The sequence below is a fragment of the Pseudomonas sp. ES1 genome (genome assembly GCF_050586605.1).
In the GTDB taxonomy this organism is placed as follows: Bacteria; Pseudomonadota; Gammaproteobacteria; order Pseudomonadales; family Pseudomonadaceae; genus Aquipseudomonas; species Aquipseudomonas sichuanensis.
Genome location: NZ_JBOBDM010000027.1, coordinates 1 through 15,556 on the forward strand (window position 1 = coordinate 1; position 15,556 = coordinate 15,556).

The window sequence follows — 15,556 nt, forward strand, 5'->3', positions numbered from 1 at the left end:
GGAGCGCAGCGGAGGGCCGTATGAATGGAGCGAGCGGTTTTTGGTTACTTTTTTCCAAGAAAAAAAGTAACCCGCCGTAAGGGCGGAAAGGTGACTATGCGTCGACATCAAAAATGAATGCGCATGCAACTATCAAAACCAACAGACAACAAGACCCAAGAAACTTGAAACTTGAAACTTGAAACTTGAAACTTGAAACTTGAAACTTGAAACTTGAAACTTGAAACTTGAAACTTGAAACTTGAAACTTGAAACCATCAAGCAATAACTGCAACAACCACCAATCCCAACCCCCTACTTGCGCCGCTGCATCCAAGCCGCCCCCAACCCACTCAAACAAATCACCGAAATCCCCACCAAACTCATACCATCCGGCACCTGCCCAAAAATCACCAACCCCAACAACCCCGCAAACACAATCTGGCAATAACTGAACGGCGCCAACAGAGCCGGCGCCGCAAACCTGAACGCCTGCGTCAGCAGCAAGTGCGCCGTCATCCCACACCCCCCCAGCGCCAGCATCAACAACGCATGCGTCCACTCCGGCACCTGCCAGAAAAACGGCACCATCGCACTCAGCACCAAGGTATTGCACAACCCCGCATAGAAGTTGCTGGTGGTCGGGCTGTCATGGGCCGCCAGCACCCGCGTCAACAACTGGTAAGAACAGAATCCCAGCGCCGAGCCCAGCGGAAACAGGATCGCCGGGGTAAACATCGCCCCGCCGGGATGCACCACCACCAGCACCCCGACAAACCCCATCACCACCGCCGCCCACTGCCCCGCCGTGACCCGCTCCTTGAGCAGCGGCACCGACAACGCGGTGACCAGCACCGGGGCCAGGAAGTTGACCGACGTCGCCTCGGCCAACGGCAAATACTGCAAGCCGGCAGTGAACAACAGGCTGGTGCTGAGCAGGCTCAAGGCGCGCAGGGTCTGCAACAACGGGCGCCGGGTACGCAGCACCGCCATGCCAGCCTTGGGCAGGAAGATCCCGGCCATCAGCAAGGTGTGCACCAGGTAACGGGCCCACACCACCATGATGATCGGGTAGATGCCGCCGAGGAACTTCGACAACGCGTCGTGGCCGGCGAACAGGAAGGTGGCCACCACCACCAGGGTGATACCGCGCAGCGGCTGGTTGACTCCGGACAGCGGCGTACTGGAACTCATGGGGCTCTCGGGCGGTGGCCCCGGCCTTGCGCCCGGGCATCCGCGGATTCTAGAAGAGATCCAGGGCGATGAACATTGCCTGGGCCGAGGCATCTGTACTGTCCGGTACATTTCGTTCGCTGATCGACCACTTTCCCCCTGCCCCCACTGCCAGCCATTCACCGATGGCCGATCATGTCCGGCCACCCTTCCATCAGTACAAGGAGTACCTCCATGCACAGGCTCACCACCCGCCACGGCCTCGACATGCCTGCCATCGGCCTGGGCACCTGGCCAATGACCGGCACCGACTGCACCCGTGCCGTGCACCAGGCGCTGGAGCTGGGCTACCGGCATATCGACACCGCCACCGCCTACACCAACGAAGCCGCAGTCGGCCAGGCCCTGCGTGACAGCAGCGTGCCGCGCGAGGCCATTCACCTGACCACCAAGGTCTGGTGGGACCGCCTCACCCCCCAGGCCATGCGCCAGTCCCTGGAAGACAGCCTGCGCGCCCTGGGCACCGAACAGGTCGACCTGTTCCATATCCACTGGCCGGGCAAGGATTGGGACCTGGCGCGCAGCATCGAAACCCTGGTGGCCCTGCGCGATGAAGGCAAGGCGCGCGGCATCGGCGTGGCCAACTTCCCGCTCGGGCTGCTGCGTCAGGTGGTCGAACAACTGGGCGCCCCGCTGTCGGCGATCCAGGTCGAGTACCACGTGCTGCTCGACCAGACGCCGCTGCTCGACTTCGCTCGCCAGCATGGGCTGGCCTTCACCGCCTACACTCCACTGGCACGCGGCCAGGCTGCCGAACAACCGGCCATCCGCACCATCGCCGACAAACACGGCGCGCTGCCCAGCCAAGTGGCCTTGGCCTGGTTGCTGGAGCAATCAGCCGTGGCAGTGATCCCCAAAGCCAGCAGCCGTGAAAACCAACTGGCCAACCTGGCGGCGCTGGACCTGCGGCTGGATGATGAGGATCGCGCACAGATCGCCGCGCTGGCGAAGGACCGGCGCCTGGTCAGCCCGGATTTCGCACCGCAGTGGAACAGCTGAACATCCCCTTCAGATCGCCTGCACCGCCAGCAGCTCGGTGAGCACCTCGGCCAACGCCTTGACCATCACATCGGCCGTGGGCCGGTGCACGATCACGATCTCGTAGCTGTCCACCTCCGGCAGCCCCTGCTCGCCCCCCAGCACCCGGTGCTCACGGGTTGCCGCCCGCGGCGGCAGCAGGCTGATGCCCATGCCATCGGCCACCGCCGCCTGGATGCCGCTGAGGCTGGAGCTGGTGAAGCTGATGCGCCAGCGCCGGCCCATGCCCTCGATGGCGCTGATCATGTCGTCGCGGTACAGGCCCCGTGGCGGGAAGGTCACCAGCGGCACCGGGTCGAGCTCGAAGGCTGGCATTCGCGCGCTGTCGATCCATTGCAGGCGCTCCGGCCAGCAGGCCACCCCTTCGCGGCTGTTGCGCCGCTGCTTGAGCAGCACCAGGTCGAGCTCGCCGTTGTCGTAGGCCTGGCTGAGGTCGCGGCACAGCCCGCTGGTGACCTCCAGCTTGACCTGCGGGTGGCGCCGGCTGAAGGCCGACAGCGCATTGGTGGTGCGCCCGCCAACGAAGTCCTCCGGCACGCCCAGGCGCACGGTCATGCCGACCATGGCCCCGGCCAAGGCTTCGAGCATCTGGTCGTTCAGCGCCAACATGTGCCGGGCGTAACCCAGCAGGGTCTGGCCGGCATCGGTAGGCAGCACGTCGCGGTTACCGCGCACCAGCAGGCGGTGGCCGACCATCTCCTCGAGGCGGCGGACTTTCTGGCTGATGGTCGATTGGGTGGAATGCAGGCGTGCCGCCGCAGTGGTGAAACTGCCGCAATCGGCCACCACGACAATGGCGCGCAGCAGGTCGAGGTCGAACAGGGCTCTATTCGATTTAACGCTGATGGACATCTTGGTATTCGACTTCTGAATGACAAGGCTGACTTCTATCACGCCCCTCCACGCCCGGCAACCATGTGCAAAGCCACTGCCTGGCATCCAGAAAATTCACTTCTGGCGCCGCGCGCAGTTACCTAGGATGAACGCTCGTCCTGCCAGGAACCCCAGACCATGCGCCTGCCGATTGCCACCCTGCTGCTGGCCCTGCTCACCAGCCTTGCCGCCCACGCCGAGAGCCTGCCCATGAATGACCGCCTGTTCGATGCCGCCCGCCTTGGCGACCTGCCCGCCATCCGCCAGGCGCTCGCCCAGGGCGCCACCCTCGACGCCCGTGACGAGCAAGGCCAGACCGCGCTGCTGGTAGCCACCCACGCCAACCAGGTCGCCGCAGCGCAGCTACTGATCGAGGCGGGTGCCGACGTCAACGCCAAGGACAACATCCACGACAGCCCTTACCTGTACGCCGGTGCCCGTGGCCTTAACGAGATACTGCGCCTGACCCTCGCCCATGGCGCCGACTTGAGCAGTACCAACCGCTACGGCGGCACCGCACTGATCCCGGCGGCCGAGCGCGGGCATGTGCAGACCGTGCAGTTGCTGATCGATGCCGGGGTCGATGTGAACCACCTCAACCGCCTGCACTGGACCGCGCTGCTGGAGGCGGTGATCCTCGGCGATGGCGGGCCGCGCCATGTGGAGATCGTCCGTCGGCTGCTGGCGGCCGGGGCCGACCCGGCGATTGCCGACAAGGACGGGGTGACGGCGCTGGAGCATGCGCGCCAGCGCGGGTATGGGGAGATGGTCGCGCTGCTGGCACGTTGATTTCTTGGAGGGGCCAATCGCCGGCAAGCCGGCTCCCACAGGTAATGCACGACATCTGCAGGAGCGGCCTTGTGCCGCGCCTACAAAACTACCGCCCCTTTACTCCACCACCTCGAACGGCAACCCCACATAGTTCTCGGCAATATTCACCAACCCCGCCTGCGAACTGAGGAAGTACTCGCGATCAGCCTCCTGCATCTTGCGGTCCCAGTCATCGTGATGCTCACCAAAATCATGCAGCAACTGGGTCATGAACCAGCTGAAACGCTCGCCCTTCCACACCCGGCGCAAGGCCATGGGTGAGTACTGGGCCAGCAGGTCGACCCGGCCTTCGCGGTACACCTTGAGCAGGATCCGGTACAGGTAGTTCACGTCCGAGGCTGCAAGGTTGAGACCTTTGGCACCCGTGGGCGGGACAATGTGCGCGGCATCACCGACCAGGAACAACCGGCCATGCTGCATGGGCTCGACCACCAGGCTGCGCAGCGGCGCGATGCTCTTTTCCAGGGCCGGGCCGGTGACCAGCCGTTCCCCCACTTCTTCAGGCAGCCGAGCCTTGAGCTCACCCCAGAAACGTGCATCCGGCCAGTCCTCCACGCGCTCCTGCAGCGGCACTTGCAAGTAGTAGCGGCTGCGGGTCTGCGAACGCTGGCTGCACAGCACGAAACCGCGCTCGTGGTAGGCGTAGATCAGCTCGTGGTTCACCGGCGGCGTATCGGCCAGCAGCCCCAACCAGCCGAACGGGTAGACCCGCTCATAGGCCTTGAGCACACCTTCAGGAATGCTTTGCCGGGCGACCCCGTGGAAGCCGTCGCAGCCGGCGATGTAGTCGCAGTCGACGCGGTGCGACTGGCCATCCTTCTCGAACGTCAGGTATGGCTGCGCGCCGTCGATATCATGGGGCTGCACCTTGCTGGCTGAATAGATGATCGGTGCCCCGCTCTGCTCGCGGGCCTGCATCAGGTCGCGGGTGACCTCGGTCTGGCCGTAGACCATCACCGTCTTGCCGCCGGTCAGCGCCTTGAGGTCCAGGCGCTGGCGGCGGCCACCGACCAGCAGTTCGACGCCTTCGTGGACCAGGCCCTCGCGGTCCATGCGCTCGCCGACCCCGGCCTCGCGCAGCAGATCGACGGTGCCCTGTTCGAGCACCCCGGCGCGAATGCGCCCAAGTACGTAGTCGGGGGTCTGGCGCTCGACGATCAGCGTGTCGATGCCGGCCTTGTGCAGCAGTTGGCCCAACAGCAGGCCGGACGGGCCTGCGCCAATGATTGCAACCTGAGTCTTCATTGTTGTTGTCTCTTTGTGCTGTTACGGTTCTCCCCTGCATTTTTACGAGCGATTAAGGCCGAAAAAGTGTGCTATCCACTGTAAAAACTGCACTTTTACAAAAAACGTTCGATTAACGGACAAGGCCATCCCCATGCCCAGCCCGCTCTCCGGCATTCCGCTGTTCCAGCTCTACGGCGAAAACCACGCCTGGCCCGACACCGACCTGCTGCACTGCGAGTCGATCCCGGCACGCAGCCGCCTGCACCACTGGGAGATCAAGGCGCACCGCCATGCCGAGCTGTTCCAGCTGTTGTACGTGCAGCGCGGCGAGGCGCAGGTGGAGATCGAGGGCGAGCGCAGCGTGATCCGCCAGGCGGCGATCCAGGTGGTGCCGCCGCTGACCGTGCATGGCTTTCGTTTCAGTGCCGACATCCAGGGCCATGTGCTGACCTTTGGCACGGCGCTGGTGGCCGACCTCGAGCAACGCCTGGGCGCGCCATTGAGCGTCCTGGCCGCGCCCGGCTGCTACCCGCTGGGCCAGGACCGCCTGCGCCTGCACACGCTGATCGACACACTGCAACAGGAATACCAGGGCAACGCCCCGGCACGGGCGGCGTTGCTGCAAGCACTGGTCACCGCGTTGATGGTGTGGATCAACCGCCAGCAGCACGACCGTGCCCCGCGTACCCGCAACGAGCGCGACCAACAATTGCTTGGCCGCTATCTGCGTCTGGTCGAGGCGCACTACCGTGAACACCTGGCCGTGGAAACCTATGCTGCTCGCCTGGGCATAAGCAGCCTGCAGCTCAATCAGCTGTGCCGCGCCCTGGCCAGCCAGACGGCACTGCAGGTGGTGCACCAGCGCCTGCTGCTCGAAGCCCGGCGCAACCTGTCGTACACGCGCATGAGCATCGGCCAGCTGTCCGACAGCCTGGGTTTCAGCGACCCCACCTACTTCGCCCGCTTCTTCAAACGCTTGAGCGGCCAGACGCCCAATGCCTACCGCCGTGCCACGCAAAGTGAATAATCATTGCAGCCACGCAAAGAGCCAACTGCATCGTTAAATATTATTGACCAAAACCCCCGCCAAACCCTTGTCACCCAAGGCTCCGAGACCTTCAAGCCCCCGAAAAACGGCGCCTCGGCGCCCTGCCACTCGTTTGACATATCGAACGGCTCTGGCAAGCTATCAGTCAGGCCCCGACCGGCATCGCCCCTGAGGCGAGCCGGCAGTGCTCGGGGCTACAGGCTGCACCCATGGCCCCGGCCGTGCGCCTGCACAACAACGACAGGCAAGACCTGTCCCAAGGTGACATATGTCCAACAGCAACATTGGCAACAAGCAACCTTCCCTGCGCAAACCCGTCGTCCTGATGACCATGGGCAGCCAAGAGCGCAAAGGCCATGACTATCAGGTCATGACCCACAAATACATCACCCCGCTGGTCGAGTTCTCCGGTTGCGTCCCGGTGCTGGTCCCCACCTGCTGCGGCAGCGACGACCTCGAGACGTACCTGGACATGGCCGACGGCGTGTACCTGACCGGTGCCGGCAGCAACATCGACCCGGCCCTGTACGGCCAGGAGAACCAGACCCCCGGCAAGGGCCAGGACCAGAACCGCGACCTGTTCGACATCCCGCTGGTCAAGGCGGCGATCAAGCGTGGCCTGCCGATCTTCGGCATCTGCCGTGGCATGCAGGAAATCAACGTGGCCCTGGGCGGCGACATCTACCAGAAGGTCTACGCCGAGCCTGGCTTCAACGACCACCGGGAAAACCCGGAAGATCCGGTCGAAGTGCAATACGCCCAAGTGCATGGGGTGAAGATCAAGCCGGGCAGCTGGCTGCGCGACACCCTGGGCACCGACGAAATCCGCGTCAATTCGCTGCACGGCCAGGGGCTGCGCAAGCTGGGCGCCGGTATCGAGCCGATTGCCCATGCCGAAGACGGCCTGGTCGAGGCGATCCACGCGCCGAGCATTTCGCCCTTCCTGTTCGCGGTGCAGTGGCACCCGGAGTGGCAGGCGGCCAAGAACCCCGACTCGATCAAGATGTTCCAGGCCTTCGGCGACGCGTGCCGCGCCCAGGTCCGCAAGTCACAGGTCAAGCGCCACCAGGCAGCCTGATCCAGCAAAGCTTCGTTAGCTTTGATCGCGGGGCGGCGCAAGGTCGCCCCCGTTTCCTACGGTCACCCTCTGCTGGTCCCAGAACACTTCCCGTGGAAGCGGGCGGCGGGCTTGTGCCTGTCTCCGCGATCTTTTTTTCCTCTCCCTTTTAGAGATACGATGACTGCCAAGTGGTTGTCGTAAGATCTTCTGCGCCTGTGAGATCGAGCGCCGCCCGCGCGGCGCATCGCTGGCAAGCCAGCTCCCACATCTGTTTCGGGCCAGTCACTCCTGCAAGCTCATCACTGTCCGCCTTGTTGGTACGACGCGGTTTCAGTGTGGGCGTTGCCGCCACCCCACAGGAATCAAGGCATGCACCAAGGCAGGCGCCGGTACTTTCACAGGAATAACTGGCCCGAAACAAACTGTGGGAGCTGGCTTGCCAGCGATGCGCCGCGCGGGCGGCGCTCGATCTCCCCGCCAACAAACACCTGACGGCGAACACCCCAAATCAAAAAATCTACCCAAAGGGACTAGTCATCGCACAAGTTGTACGATAACTTACCTCTAACGCAGAACAACACCCTTCACCCCAAGCGCCACAGGATGCCTACAACAATGACTCCACAAGAACTGAAATCCATCCTCTCCCACGGCCTGCTGTCTTTCCCGGTCACCGACTTCGACGCCCAGGGCGACTTCAACCCTGCCGGCTACGTCAAGCGTCTGGAATGGCTGGCCCCCTATGGCGCCAGCGCGCTGTTCGCCGCCGGCGGCACCGGTGAGTTCTTCTCCCTGGCCGCCAGCGAGTACAGCCAGGTGATCAAGACCGCAGTCGACACCTGCGCCACCTCGGTACCGATCCTCGCCGGTGTCGGCGGCTCGACCCGCCAGGCCATCGAATACGCCAAGGAAGCCGAGCGCCTGGGCGCCAAGGGCCTGCTGCTGCTGCCGCACTACCTCACCGAAGCCAGCCAGGACGGCGTCGCCGCCCATGTCGAGGCAGTGTGCAAGGCCGTCAACATCGGTGTCGTGGTCTACAACCGCAACGTCTGCCGGCTGAATGCCGACCTGCTGGAAAAGCTCGCCGAGCGCTGCCCGAACCTGATCGGCTACAAAGATGGCCTGGGCGACATCGAACTGATGGTGTCGATCCGTCGCCGCCTGGGTGATCGTTTCAGCTACCTGGGTGGCCTGCCCACCGCCGAGGTGTATGCTGCCGCGTATAAAGCCCTCGGTGTGCCGGTGTACTCCTCGGCGGTGTTCAACTTCGTGCCCAAGACCGCGATGGACTTCTACCACGCCATCGCCCGTGACGATCACGCCACCGTCGGCAAGCTGATCGACGACTTCTTCCTGCCGTACCTGGACATCCGCAACCGCAAGGCCGGCTACGCCGTGAGCATCGTCAAGGCCGGCGCGCGGATCGCCGGTTACGACGCAGGCCCGGTGCGCACGCCGCTGACCGACCTGACCGCGCAGGAGTACGAGATGCTCGCCGCGCTGATGGACAAGATGGGGCCACAGACACTGTAAGCCCCGATCGCCGGCAAACCGGCTCCCACAGGAGCAGGCTTGCCGGCAATGGGCCGCAACGCGGCCCGGTGCCCTGCCCTGGCGCCATAAGACAATCTGATAGCCCGCACAAAAATAACTAGTGGGAGTAAGCAGCATGCAAGCGACGAAAAAGACGCATGTGCGCTACCTGATTCTGTTGATGCTGTTCCTGGTGACCACCATCAACTACGCCGACCGCGCCACCATCGCCATTGCCGGCTCCAGCCTGCAGAAGGACCTTGGCATCGACGCGGTCACCCTCGGCTACATCTTCTCCGCCTTCGGCTGGGCCTACGTGGCCGGGCAAATCCCCGGCGGCTGGCTGCTCGACCGCTTCGGCTCGAAGAAGGTCTATGCCTTCAGCATCTTCACCTGGTCGCTGTTCACCCTGCTGCAGGGCTTCGTCGGTGGCCTGCCGGTGGCCTGGGCCGTGGTCACGCTGTTCACCCTGCGCTTTCTGGTCGGTTTCGCCGAAGCCCCGTCGTTCCCCGGCAACGCCCGGATCGTCGCGGCCTGGTTCCCCACCCAGGAGCGCGGCACCGCCTCGGCAATCTTCAACTCGGCGCAGTACTTTGCCACTGCCCTGTTCGCCCCGATCATGGGCTGGATCGTCTTCAGCTTCGGCTGGGAGCACGTGTTCGTGGTGATGGGTGTACTGGGCATCGTGTTCAGCGGGGTGTGGATGAAAACGATCTACAACCCACGCCAGCACCCACGCATCAGCCCCAGCGAGCTCGAGCACATCGAGCAGAACGGCGGCCTGGTGGACATGGACCAGAAACGCGGCAACGACGGCCCGAAATGGGGCTACATCAAGCAACTGCTGACCAGCCGCATGCTGCTGGGCGTATACCTGGGCCAGTACTGCATCAACGCCATCACCTACTTCTTCCTCACCTGGTTCCCGGTGTACCTGGTGCAGGAACGCGGCATGACCATCCTCAAGGCCGGTTTCATCGCCTCGTTGCCGGCGATCTGTGGCTTTATCGGTGGTGTGCTCGGCGGTGTACTGTCGGACTGGCTGCTGCGCCGCGGCAACTCGCTGACCTTCTCGCGCAAGCTGCCGATCGTCTGCGGCCTGTTGCTGTCGACCACCATGGTGTTCTGCAACTACGTCGACGCCGAATGGATGGTAGTAGGCTTCATGACCCTGGCCTTCTTCGGCAAAGGCATCGGCGCGCTGGGCTGGGCCGTGGTGGCCGACACCTCGCCCAAGCAGATCGCAGGGCTGTCGGGTGGTTTGTTCAACACCTTCGGCAACATCGCGTCGATCACCACACCGATCGTCATCGGCTACATCATCAGTGCTACCGGTTCGTTCAAGTGGGCGCTGGTGTACGTCGGCGCCAACGCCCTGGTGGCGGTGTTCAGCTACCTGGTGATCGTCGGCCCGATCAAGCGCATCGAGCTCAAGGACGGCCCAAAGCAAGAACCCGCGCCAACCGCTGAACTGGCTGGTTCGCGCCACTGAGTGAAAGCCCCCGGCGCCCGTGCACGCGGCGCCGGCGGCCGTATGAACGCCTGAGAGAAATAACCAGAAGGGCCTGACCATGCAGTTGATCGAACATTCCGAGTCGCCCCGCTACGTCCGCCTGCACGATGACGACAACGTCGTGGTGGTGGTGAACGACGGCGGCCTGGGCGAAGGCGCCCGTTTCGCCGATGGCCTGACCTTGGTCGAAGGCGTGCCGCAGAGCCACAAGGTGGCCACCGTCGATATCCAACCCGGCGCCCCTGTACGCCGCTACGGCCAAGTCATCGGCTATGCCCGCGAACGGCTGCAACAAGGCAGCTGGGTCAAGGAAGATCAGCTGGACATGCCGGCCGCGCCCGAGCTCGACAGCCTGCCGCGCTGCGACGCCGTGCCCGCCGCCCTGCCGCCGCTCGAAGGTTTCACCTTCGAAGGCTACCGCAACGCCGACGGCACCGTCGGCACCCGCAACATCCTCGGCATCACCACCACTGTGCAGTGCGTGACCGGCGTGCTCGATCACGCGGTCAAGCGCATCCGCGCCGAACTGCTGCCCAAGTACCCCAACGTCGATGACGTGGTCGCCCTCACCCACAGCTACGGCTGCGGCGTGGCGATCAACGCCCGCGACGCCTACATCCCGATCCGCACCGTGCGCAACCTGGCGCGCAACCCCAACCTGGGCGGCGAAGCACTGGTGATCAGCCTGGGCTGCGAAAAACTCCAGGCCGGCCAGGTGATGCACGACGGCGACCCGTCGGTAGACCTCAGCGAGCCTTGGCTGTACCGCCTGCAGGACGCCTCGCTGGGCTTCGTCGAGATGATCGAGCAGATCATGCAACTGGCCGAAACCCGTCTGAAAAAACTCGACCAGCGCCGCCGTCAGAGCGTACCGGCCAGCGAGCTGATCCTCGGCATGCAGTGCGGCGGCAGCGATGCGTTTTCCGGCATCACCGCCAACCCGGCGCTGGGCTATGCCGCCGACCTGCTGGTGCGCGCCGGGGCCACGGTGCTGTTCTCGGAAGTCACCGAAGTGCGTGACGCCATCTACATGCTCACCTCCCGCGCCGAAACGCCAGAGGTGGCCGAAGCGCTGGTGCGCGAGATGGACTGGTACGACCGCTACCTGCAACAGGGCGCCGCCGACCGCAGCGCCAATACCACGCCAGGCAACAAGAAAGGCGGCTTGTCGAACATCGTCGAGAAGTCCCTGGGCTCGATCGTCAAGTCCGGCAGCGGCGCCATCCAGGGCGTGCTTGGCCCGGGCGAGCGGGTGACGCGCAAAGGCCTGATTTTCTGCGCCACCCCGGCCAGCGATTTCGTCTGCGGCACCCTGCAGCTGGCCGCCGGCATGAACCTGCACGTGTTCACCACCGGGCGCGGCACGCCGTACGGCCTGGCCATGGCGCCGGTGGTCAAGGTGTGCACCCGCACCGAGCTGGCCCAGCGCTGGCCCGACCTGATCGACATCGACGCCGGGCGCATCGCCACCGGCCGCTCGAGCATCGAGGAGCTGGGCTGGGAGCTGTTCCACTATTACCTGGACGTGGCCAGCGGCCGCCAGCAGACCTGGGCCGAGCGGCACGGGCTGCACAACGACATCACCCTGTTCAACCCGGCACCCATTACCTGATGCCAAGGGCTGACTCGATTTCCCAGACTCTCGCGATCCCTGTGGGAGCGGGTTTACCCGCGAAACAGGCGGCACGGTGCATGGCACCGGCTTCGCCGGTGTTCGCGGGTGAACCCGCTCCCACAGAGGCCAAGCAAACCTGCCCAAATAGCATTCTTCCTTCAGCGACTACAGGAGCACCCCATGCCTGAGATCCTCGGCCACAACTTCATCGCAGGCCAGCGCAGCGCCGCCGGCACCCAGCGCCTGCAGAGCCTGGACGCCACCACCGGCGAAGCCCTGCCCTACAGCTTCGCCCAAGCCACTGAAACCGAAGTCGACCAGGCCGCCCAAGCCGCCGCCGCCGCCTTCGCCGAATTCCGCCAGTTGCCCCCGGCACGCCGCGCCGAATTCCTCGACGCCATCGCCGCCGAGCTTGACGAGCTTGACGAGCTGGACGACAGCTTCGTCGCCATCGTCTGCCGTGAAACCGCCCTGCCCGCCGCCCGCATCCAGGGTGAACGCGGCCGTACCAGCGGCCAGATGCGCCTGTTCGCCCAGGTGCTGCGCCGCGGCGACTACCTCGGCGCACGCATCGACCTGGCCCTGCCCGAGCGCCAGCCGCTGCCGCGGGTCGACCTGCGCCAGATGCGCATCGGCGTCGGCCCGGTGGCGGTGTTCGGTGCCAGCAACTTCCCGCTGGCGTTCTCCACCGCGGGTGGCGACACCGCCGCCGCCCTGGCCGCCGGTTGCCCGGTGGTGTTCAAGGCCCACAGCGGCCACATGGCCACCGCCGACCTGGTCGGCTGCGCCATCGAGCGCGCCGCCGCCCGCACTGGCATGCCCAAGGGCGTGTTCAACATGGTCTTCGGTGGCGGTGTCGGCGAGTGGCTGGTCAAGCACCCGGCGATCCAGGCCGTTGGCTTCACCGGCTCGCTCAAAGGCGGTGATGCCCTGTGCCGCATGGCCGCCGAGCGCCCGCAGCCAATCCCGGTGTTCGCCGAGATGTCCAGCATTAACCCGGTGATCATCCTGCCGGACGCGCTGGCCAAGCGTGGCGAGGCCATCGCCCGTGAACTGGCTGGTTCCGTGTGCATGGGCGCAGGTCAGTTCTGCACCAACCCAGGCATGGTCATCGGCCTGCAATCGCCGCAGTTCAGCCAACTGCTGGCTGACCTCGGCCAGCATCTGGACGCCCAGGCCGGCCAGACCCTGCTCAACGCGGGCGGCCTGCGCAGCTACGTTGGCGGCCTGCAGCACCTGCACGCCCACGCCGGCACCCAGCACCTGGCCGGTCAGGCCCAGGAGGGCAACCAGGCCCGCGCCCAGCTGTTCAAGGCCGATGCCCGCCTGCTGGTGGAGTCCGACCCGCTGCTGCAGGAAGAAGTGTTCGGCCCGACCACCGTGGCCGTGGAAGTCAGCGGCAACGAGCAACTGCGCGCCGCCCTGCTCGGCCTGCGTGGCCAGCTCACCGCCACGCTGATTGGCGAGCCGGAGGACTTCGAAGCCTTCGCCTGGCTGGTGCCGCTGCTGGAGGAGAAAGTCGGCCGCATCCTGGTCAACGGTTACCCGACCGGTGTCGAGGTGTGCGATGCGATGGTCCACGGCGGCCCCTACCCGGCCACCTCCGATGCCCGTGGCACTTCGGTCGGCACCCTGGCCATCGACCGCTTCCTGCGCCCGGTGTGCTACCAGAACTACCCGCAGGCGCTGCTGCCGGCTGCACTGCGCGACGGCAACCCGCTGGGGCTGCGCCGCCTGGTGAATGGCCAGTGGAGCGACGCGGCGATCTGATCCGCTGGATGCAATGCCTATGAGTCAAATGGGGCCGCTCTGCGGCCCTTCGCGGGTAAACCCGCTCCCACAGGTACTGCGAGCGCAAATCCTGTGGGAGCGGGTTTACCCGCGAAGGGCTGCGGAGCAGCCCCATTAGCTAACTAGGTCTAGCAGCTTTGCCGATCAGGCGATCGCCGCGTCCACCAGCACCTGGGCTTCCTCTACCAGGCGCTTGAGGTGCGCCTCGTCGATGAAGCTTTCGGCGTAGATCTTGTAGATGTCCTCGGTGCCGGACGGCCGCGCGGCGAACCAGCCGTTGGCGGTCATCACTTTCAGGCCGCCGATGGCCTGGTTGTTGCCCGGGGCATGGCTGAGGATCTGCTCGATCGGCTCACCAGCCAGCTCGGTGGACTTGACCTGCTCCGGCGCCAGCTTGCTCAGCGCCGCCTTCTGCCGCAGGTCGGCCTTGGCCTCGACACGGGTCGCGTAGGGTTTGCCCAGTTTGGCGGTGAGATCGGCGTAGATCTGGCTCGGATTACGACCGGTACGGGCGGTCATCTCGGCGGCCAGCAGGGCCGGGATCAGGCCGTCCTTGTCGGTGGCCCAGACCGAGCCGTCCTTGCGCAGGAACGAGGCGCCGGCGCTTTCTTCGCCACCAAAGCCCAAGGAGCCGTCGAACAGGCCCGGGGCGAAGAACTTGAACCCCACCGGCACTTCGTACAGCTCACGGCCCAGTGCGGCAGTGACGCGGTCGATCAGGCCGCTGGACACCACGGTCTTGCCGACGGCGGCGTCTTTGCGCCACTGCGGGCGGTGGCGGTACAGGTAGTCGATGGCCACGGCCAGGTAGTTGTTCGGTTGCAGCAGGCCGTCGGCGGTGACGATGCCGTGGCGGTCGTGGTCCGGGTCGCAGGCGAAGGCCACGTCGAAACGCTCGCGCAGGCCGATCAGGCCCTGCATGGCGTACGGCGAGGACGGGTCCATGCGGATCTGGCCGTCCCAGTCGACGCACATGAAGCGGAACGTCGGGTCGACCTCGGTGTTCACCACTTCCAGGTTCAACTGGTAGCGCTCGGCGATGGCCGACCAGTAGCGCACCCCGGCGCCGCCCAGCGGGTCGACGCCCAGGCGCAGGTTGGCGCCACGGATCACGTCGAAGTCGATGACGTTTTCCAGGTCAGCGACATAGCTGTTGACGTAGTCATGACGCTGGGTGGTCGCGGCCTCGAGCGCCTGCTGGTAAGCCATGCGCTTGACCCCGGCCAGGTTGGCCGCCAGCAGTTCGTTGGCCTTGGCCTCGATCCACTTGGTCACGTCGCTGTCGGCCGGGCCGCCATTGGGTGGGTTGTACTTGAAGCCGCCGCTCTGCGGCGGGTTGTGCGACGGCGTGATGACGATGCCGTCAGCCAGTTGCGCTGTACGGCCACGGTTGTGGCAGAGGATGGCGTGGGACACCGCAGGCGTGGGGGTGTACTCGTCGTCCTTGCTCAGCCGCACCTGAACGCCGTTGGCGGCCAGCACTTCCAGCGCGCTGGCGGCGGCCGGGGCGGACAGCGCGTGGGTGTCGGCGCCGATGAACAGCGGGCCGTCGATGCCCTTTTCCTGGCGGTACAGGCAGATGGCCTGGGTGATGGCCAGCACGTGATGCTCGTTGAAGCTCAGCTCGAACGAACTGCCCCGGTGCCCCGAGGTGCCGAAGGCCACGCGCTGGGCCGCCACGGCGGCGTCAGGGCGGCCGGTGTAGTAGGCGGTCAACAGCCGGGGGATATCGACCAGCACGCTGGCCGGAGCCGGCTTGCCTGCCAAAGGACTGAGCGTCATGCAAAACCTCGAAAGCAACGAATGTTGGGGTTG

At 65.2% G+C, this 15,556-nt stretch carries 12 protein-coding genes; 8 read left to right on the forward strand and 4 right to left on the reverse strand.

Going from position 1 to position 15,556, the window contains the following annotated elements:
• Positions 1–294: 294 nt before the first annotated feature.
• Entirely contained in the window at positions 295–1,173 is an 879-nt protein-coding gene (locus tag ACQ4N9_RS13170) for a DMT family transporter (RefSeq protein ID WP_390968757.1), read from the reverse strand.
• 213 nt (positions 1,174–1,386) lie between these two features.
• Here ACQ4N9_RS13170 and ACQ4N9_RS13175 point away from each other — a divergent pair, with 213 nt between their 5' ends.
• A complete protein-coding gene (locus tag ACQ4N9_RS13175) occupies positions 1,387–2,211 on the forward strand; it encodes an aldo/keto reductase (RefSeq protein WP_390968756.1) in 825 nt (274 codons plus the stop codon).
• 9 nt (positions 2,212–2,220) lie between these two features.
• On the opposite strand, the gene ACQ4N9_RS13180 is transcribed toward ACQ4N9_RS13175, so the two are convergent.
• Entirely contained in the window at positions 2,221–3,102 is an 882-nt protein-coding gene (locus ACQ4N9_RS13180) for a LysR substrate-binding domain-containing protein (protein WP_110996210.1), read from the reverse strand.
• A gap of 159 nt (positions 3,103–3,261) precedes the next feature.
• Here ACQ4N9_RS13180 and ACQ4N9_RS13185 point away from each other — a divergent pair, with 159 nt between their 5' ends.
• Positions 3,262–3,912, forward strand: a complete 651-nt coding sequence (locus ACQ4N9_RS13185) for an ankyrin repeat domain-containing protein (RefSeq protein WP_390968755.1) — start codon at positions 3,262–3,264, stop codon at positions 3,910–3,912.
• A 99-nt stretch (positions 3,913–4,011) separates the two neighbouring features.
• Here ACQ4N9_RS13185 and pobA read toward each other — a convergent pair whose 3' ends face one another.
• Positions 4,012–5,199, reverse strand: a complete 1,188-nt coding sequence (pobA, locus tag ACQ4N9_RS13190; RefSeq protein WP_390968754.1) for a 4-hydroxybenzoate 3-monooxygenase — start codon at positions 5,197–5,199, stop codon at positions 4,012–4,014.
• 133 nt (positions 5,200–5,332) lie between these two features.
• Between pobA and ACQ4N9_RS13195 the strand changes: the two genes are divergently transcribed.
• From ACQ4N9_RS13195 to ACQ4N9_RS13220, 6 genes are all read left to right on the forward strand, one after another.
• Positions 5,333–6,208 carry a helix-turn-helix domain-containing protein gene (locus ACQ4N9_RS13195; protein WP_390968753.1) on the forward strand — a complete coding sequence of 292 codons (876 nt, stop codon included), beginning with the start codon at positions 5,333–5,335 and terminating at the stop codon, positions 6,206–6,208.
• Positions 6,209–6,497: 289 nt separating this feature from the next.
• The gene (locus ACQ4N9_RS13200; protein ID WP_110996215.1) at positions 6,498–7,307 is read left to right on the forward strand and encodes a gamma-glutamyl-gamma-aminobutyrate hydrolase family protein; all 810 of its coding nucleotides are present in this window, start codon (positions 6,498–6,500) and stop codon (positions 7,305–7,307) included.
• Positions 7,308–7,904: 597 nt separating this feature from the next.
• Positions 7,905–8,822, forward strand: coding sequence for a 5-dehydro-4-deoxyglucarate dehydratase (kdgD, locus tag ACQ4N9_RS13205; RefSeq protein ID WP_125858845.1), 918 nt, complete (start codon positions 7,905–7,907; stop codon positions 8,820–8,822).
• A gap of 136 nt (positions 8,823–8,958) precedes the next feature.
• Positions 8,959–10,314, forward strand: coding sequence for an MFS transporter (locus ACQ4N9_RS13210; protein WP_390968751.1), 1,356 nt, complete (start codon positions 8,959–8,961; stop codon positions 10,312–10,314).
• 79 nt (positions 10,315–10,393) lie between these two features.
• Positions 10,394–11,947 (forward strand): galactarate dehydratase, encoded by a 1,554-nt coding sequence (garD, locus tag ACQ4N9_RS13215; protein ID WP_390968750.1) that lies wholly within the window; start codon positions 10,394–10,396, stop codon positions 11,945–11,947.
• Positions 11,948–12,130: 183 nt separating this feature from the next.
• Entirely contained in the window at positions 12,131–13,720 is a 1,590-nt protein-coding gene (locus ACQ4N9_RS13220) for an aldehyde dehydrogenase (NADP(+)) (RefSeq protein WP_390968748.1), read from the forward strand.
• A gap of 165 nt (positions 13,721–13,885) precedes the next feature.
• On the opposite strand, the gene pgm is transcribed toward ACQ4N9_RS13220, so the two are convergent.
• On the reverse strand, positions 13,886–15,523 hold the full coding sequence (pgm, locus tag ACQ4N9_RS13225) for a phosphoglucomutase (alpha-D-glucose-1,6-bisphosphate-dependent) (protein WP_390968746.1): 1,638 nt from the start codon (positions 15,521–15,523) through the stop codon (positions 13,886–13,888).
• Between the last annotated feature and the right edge of the window lie 33 nt (positions 15,524–15,556).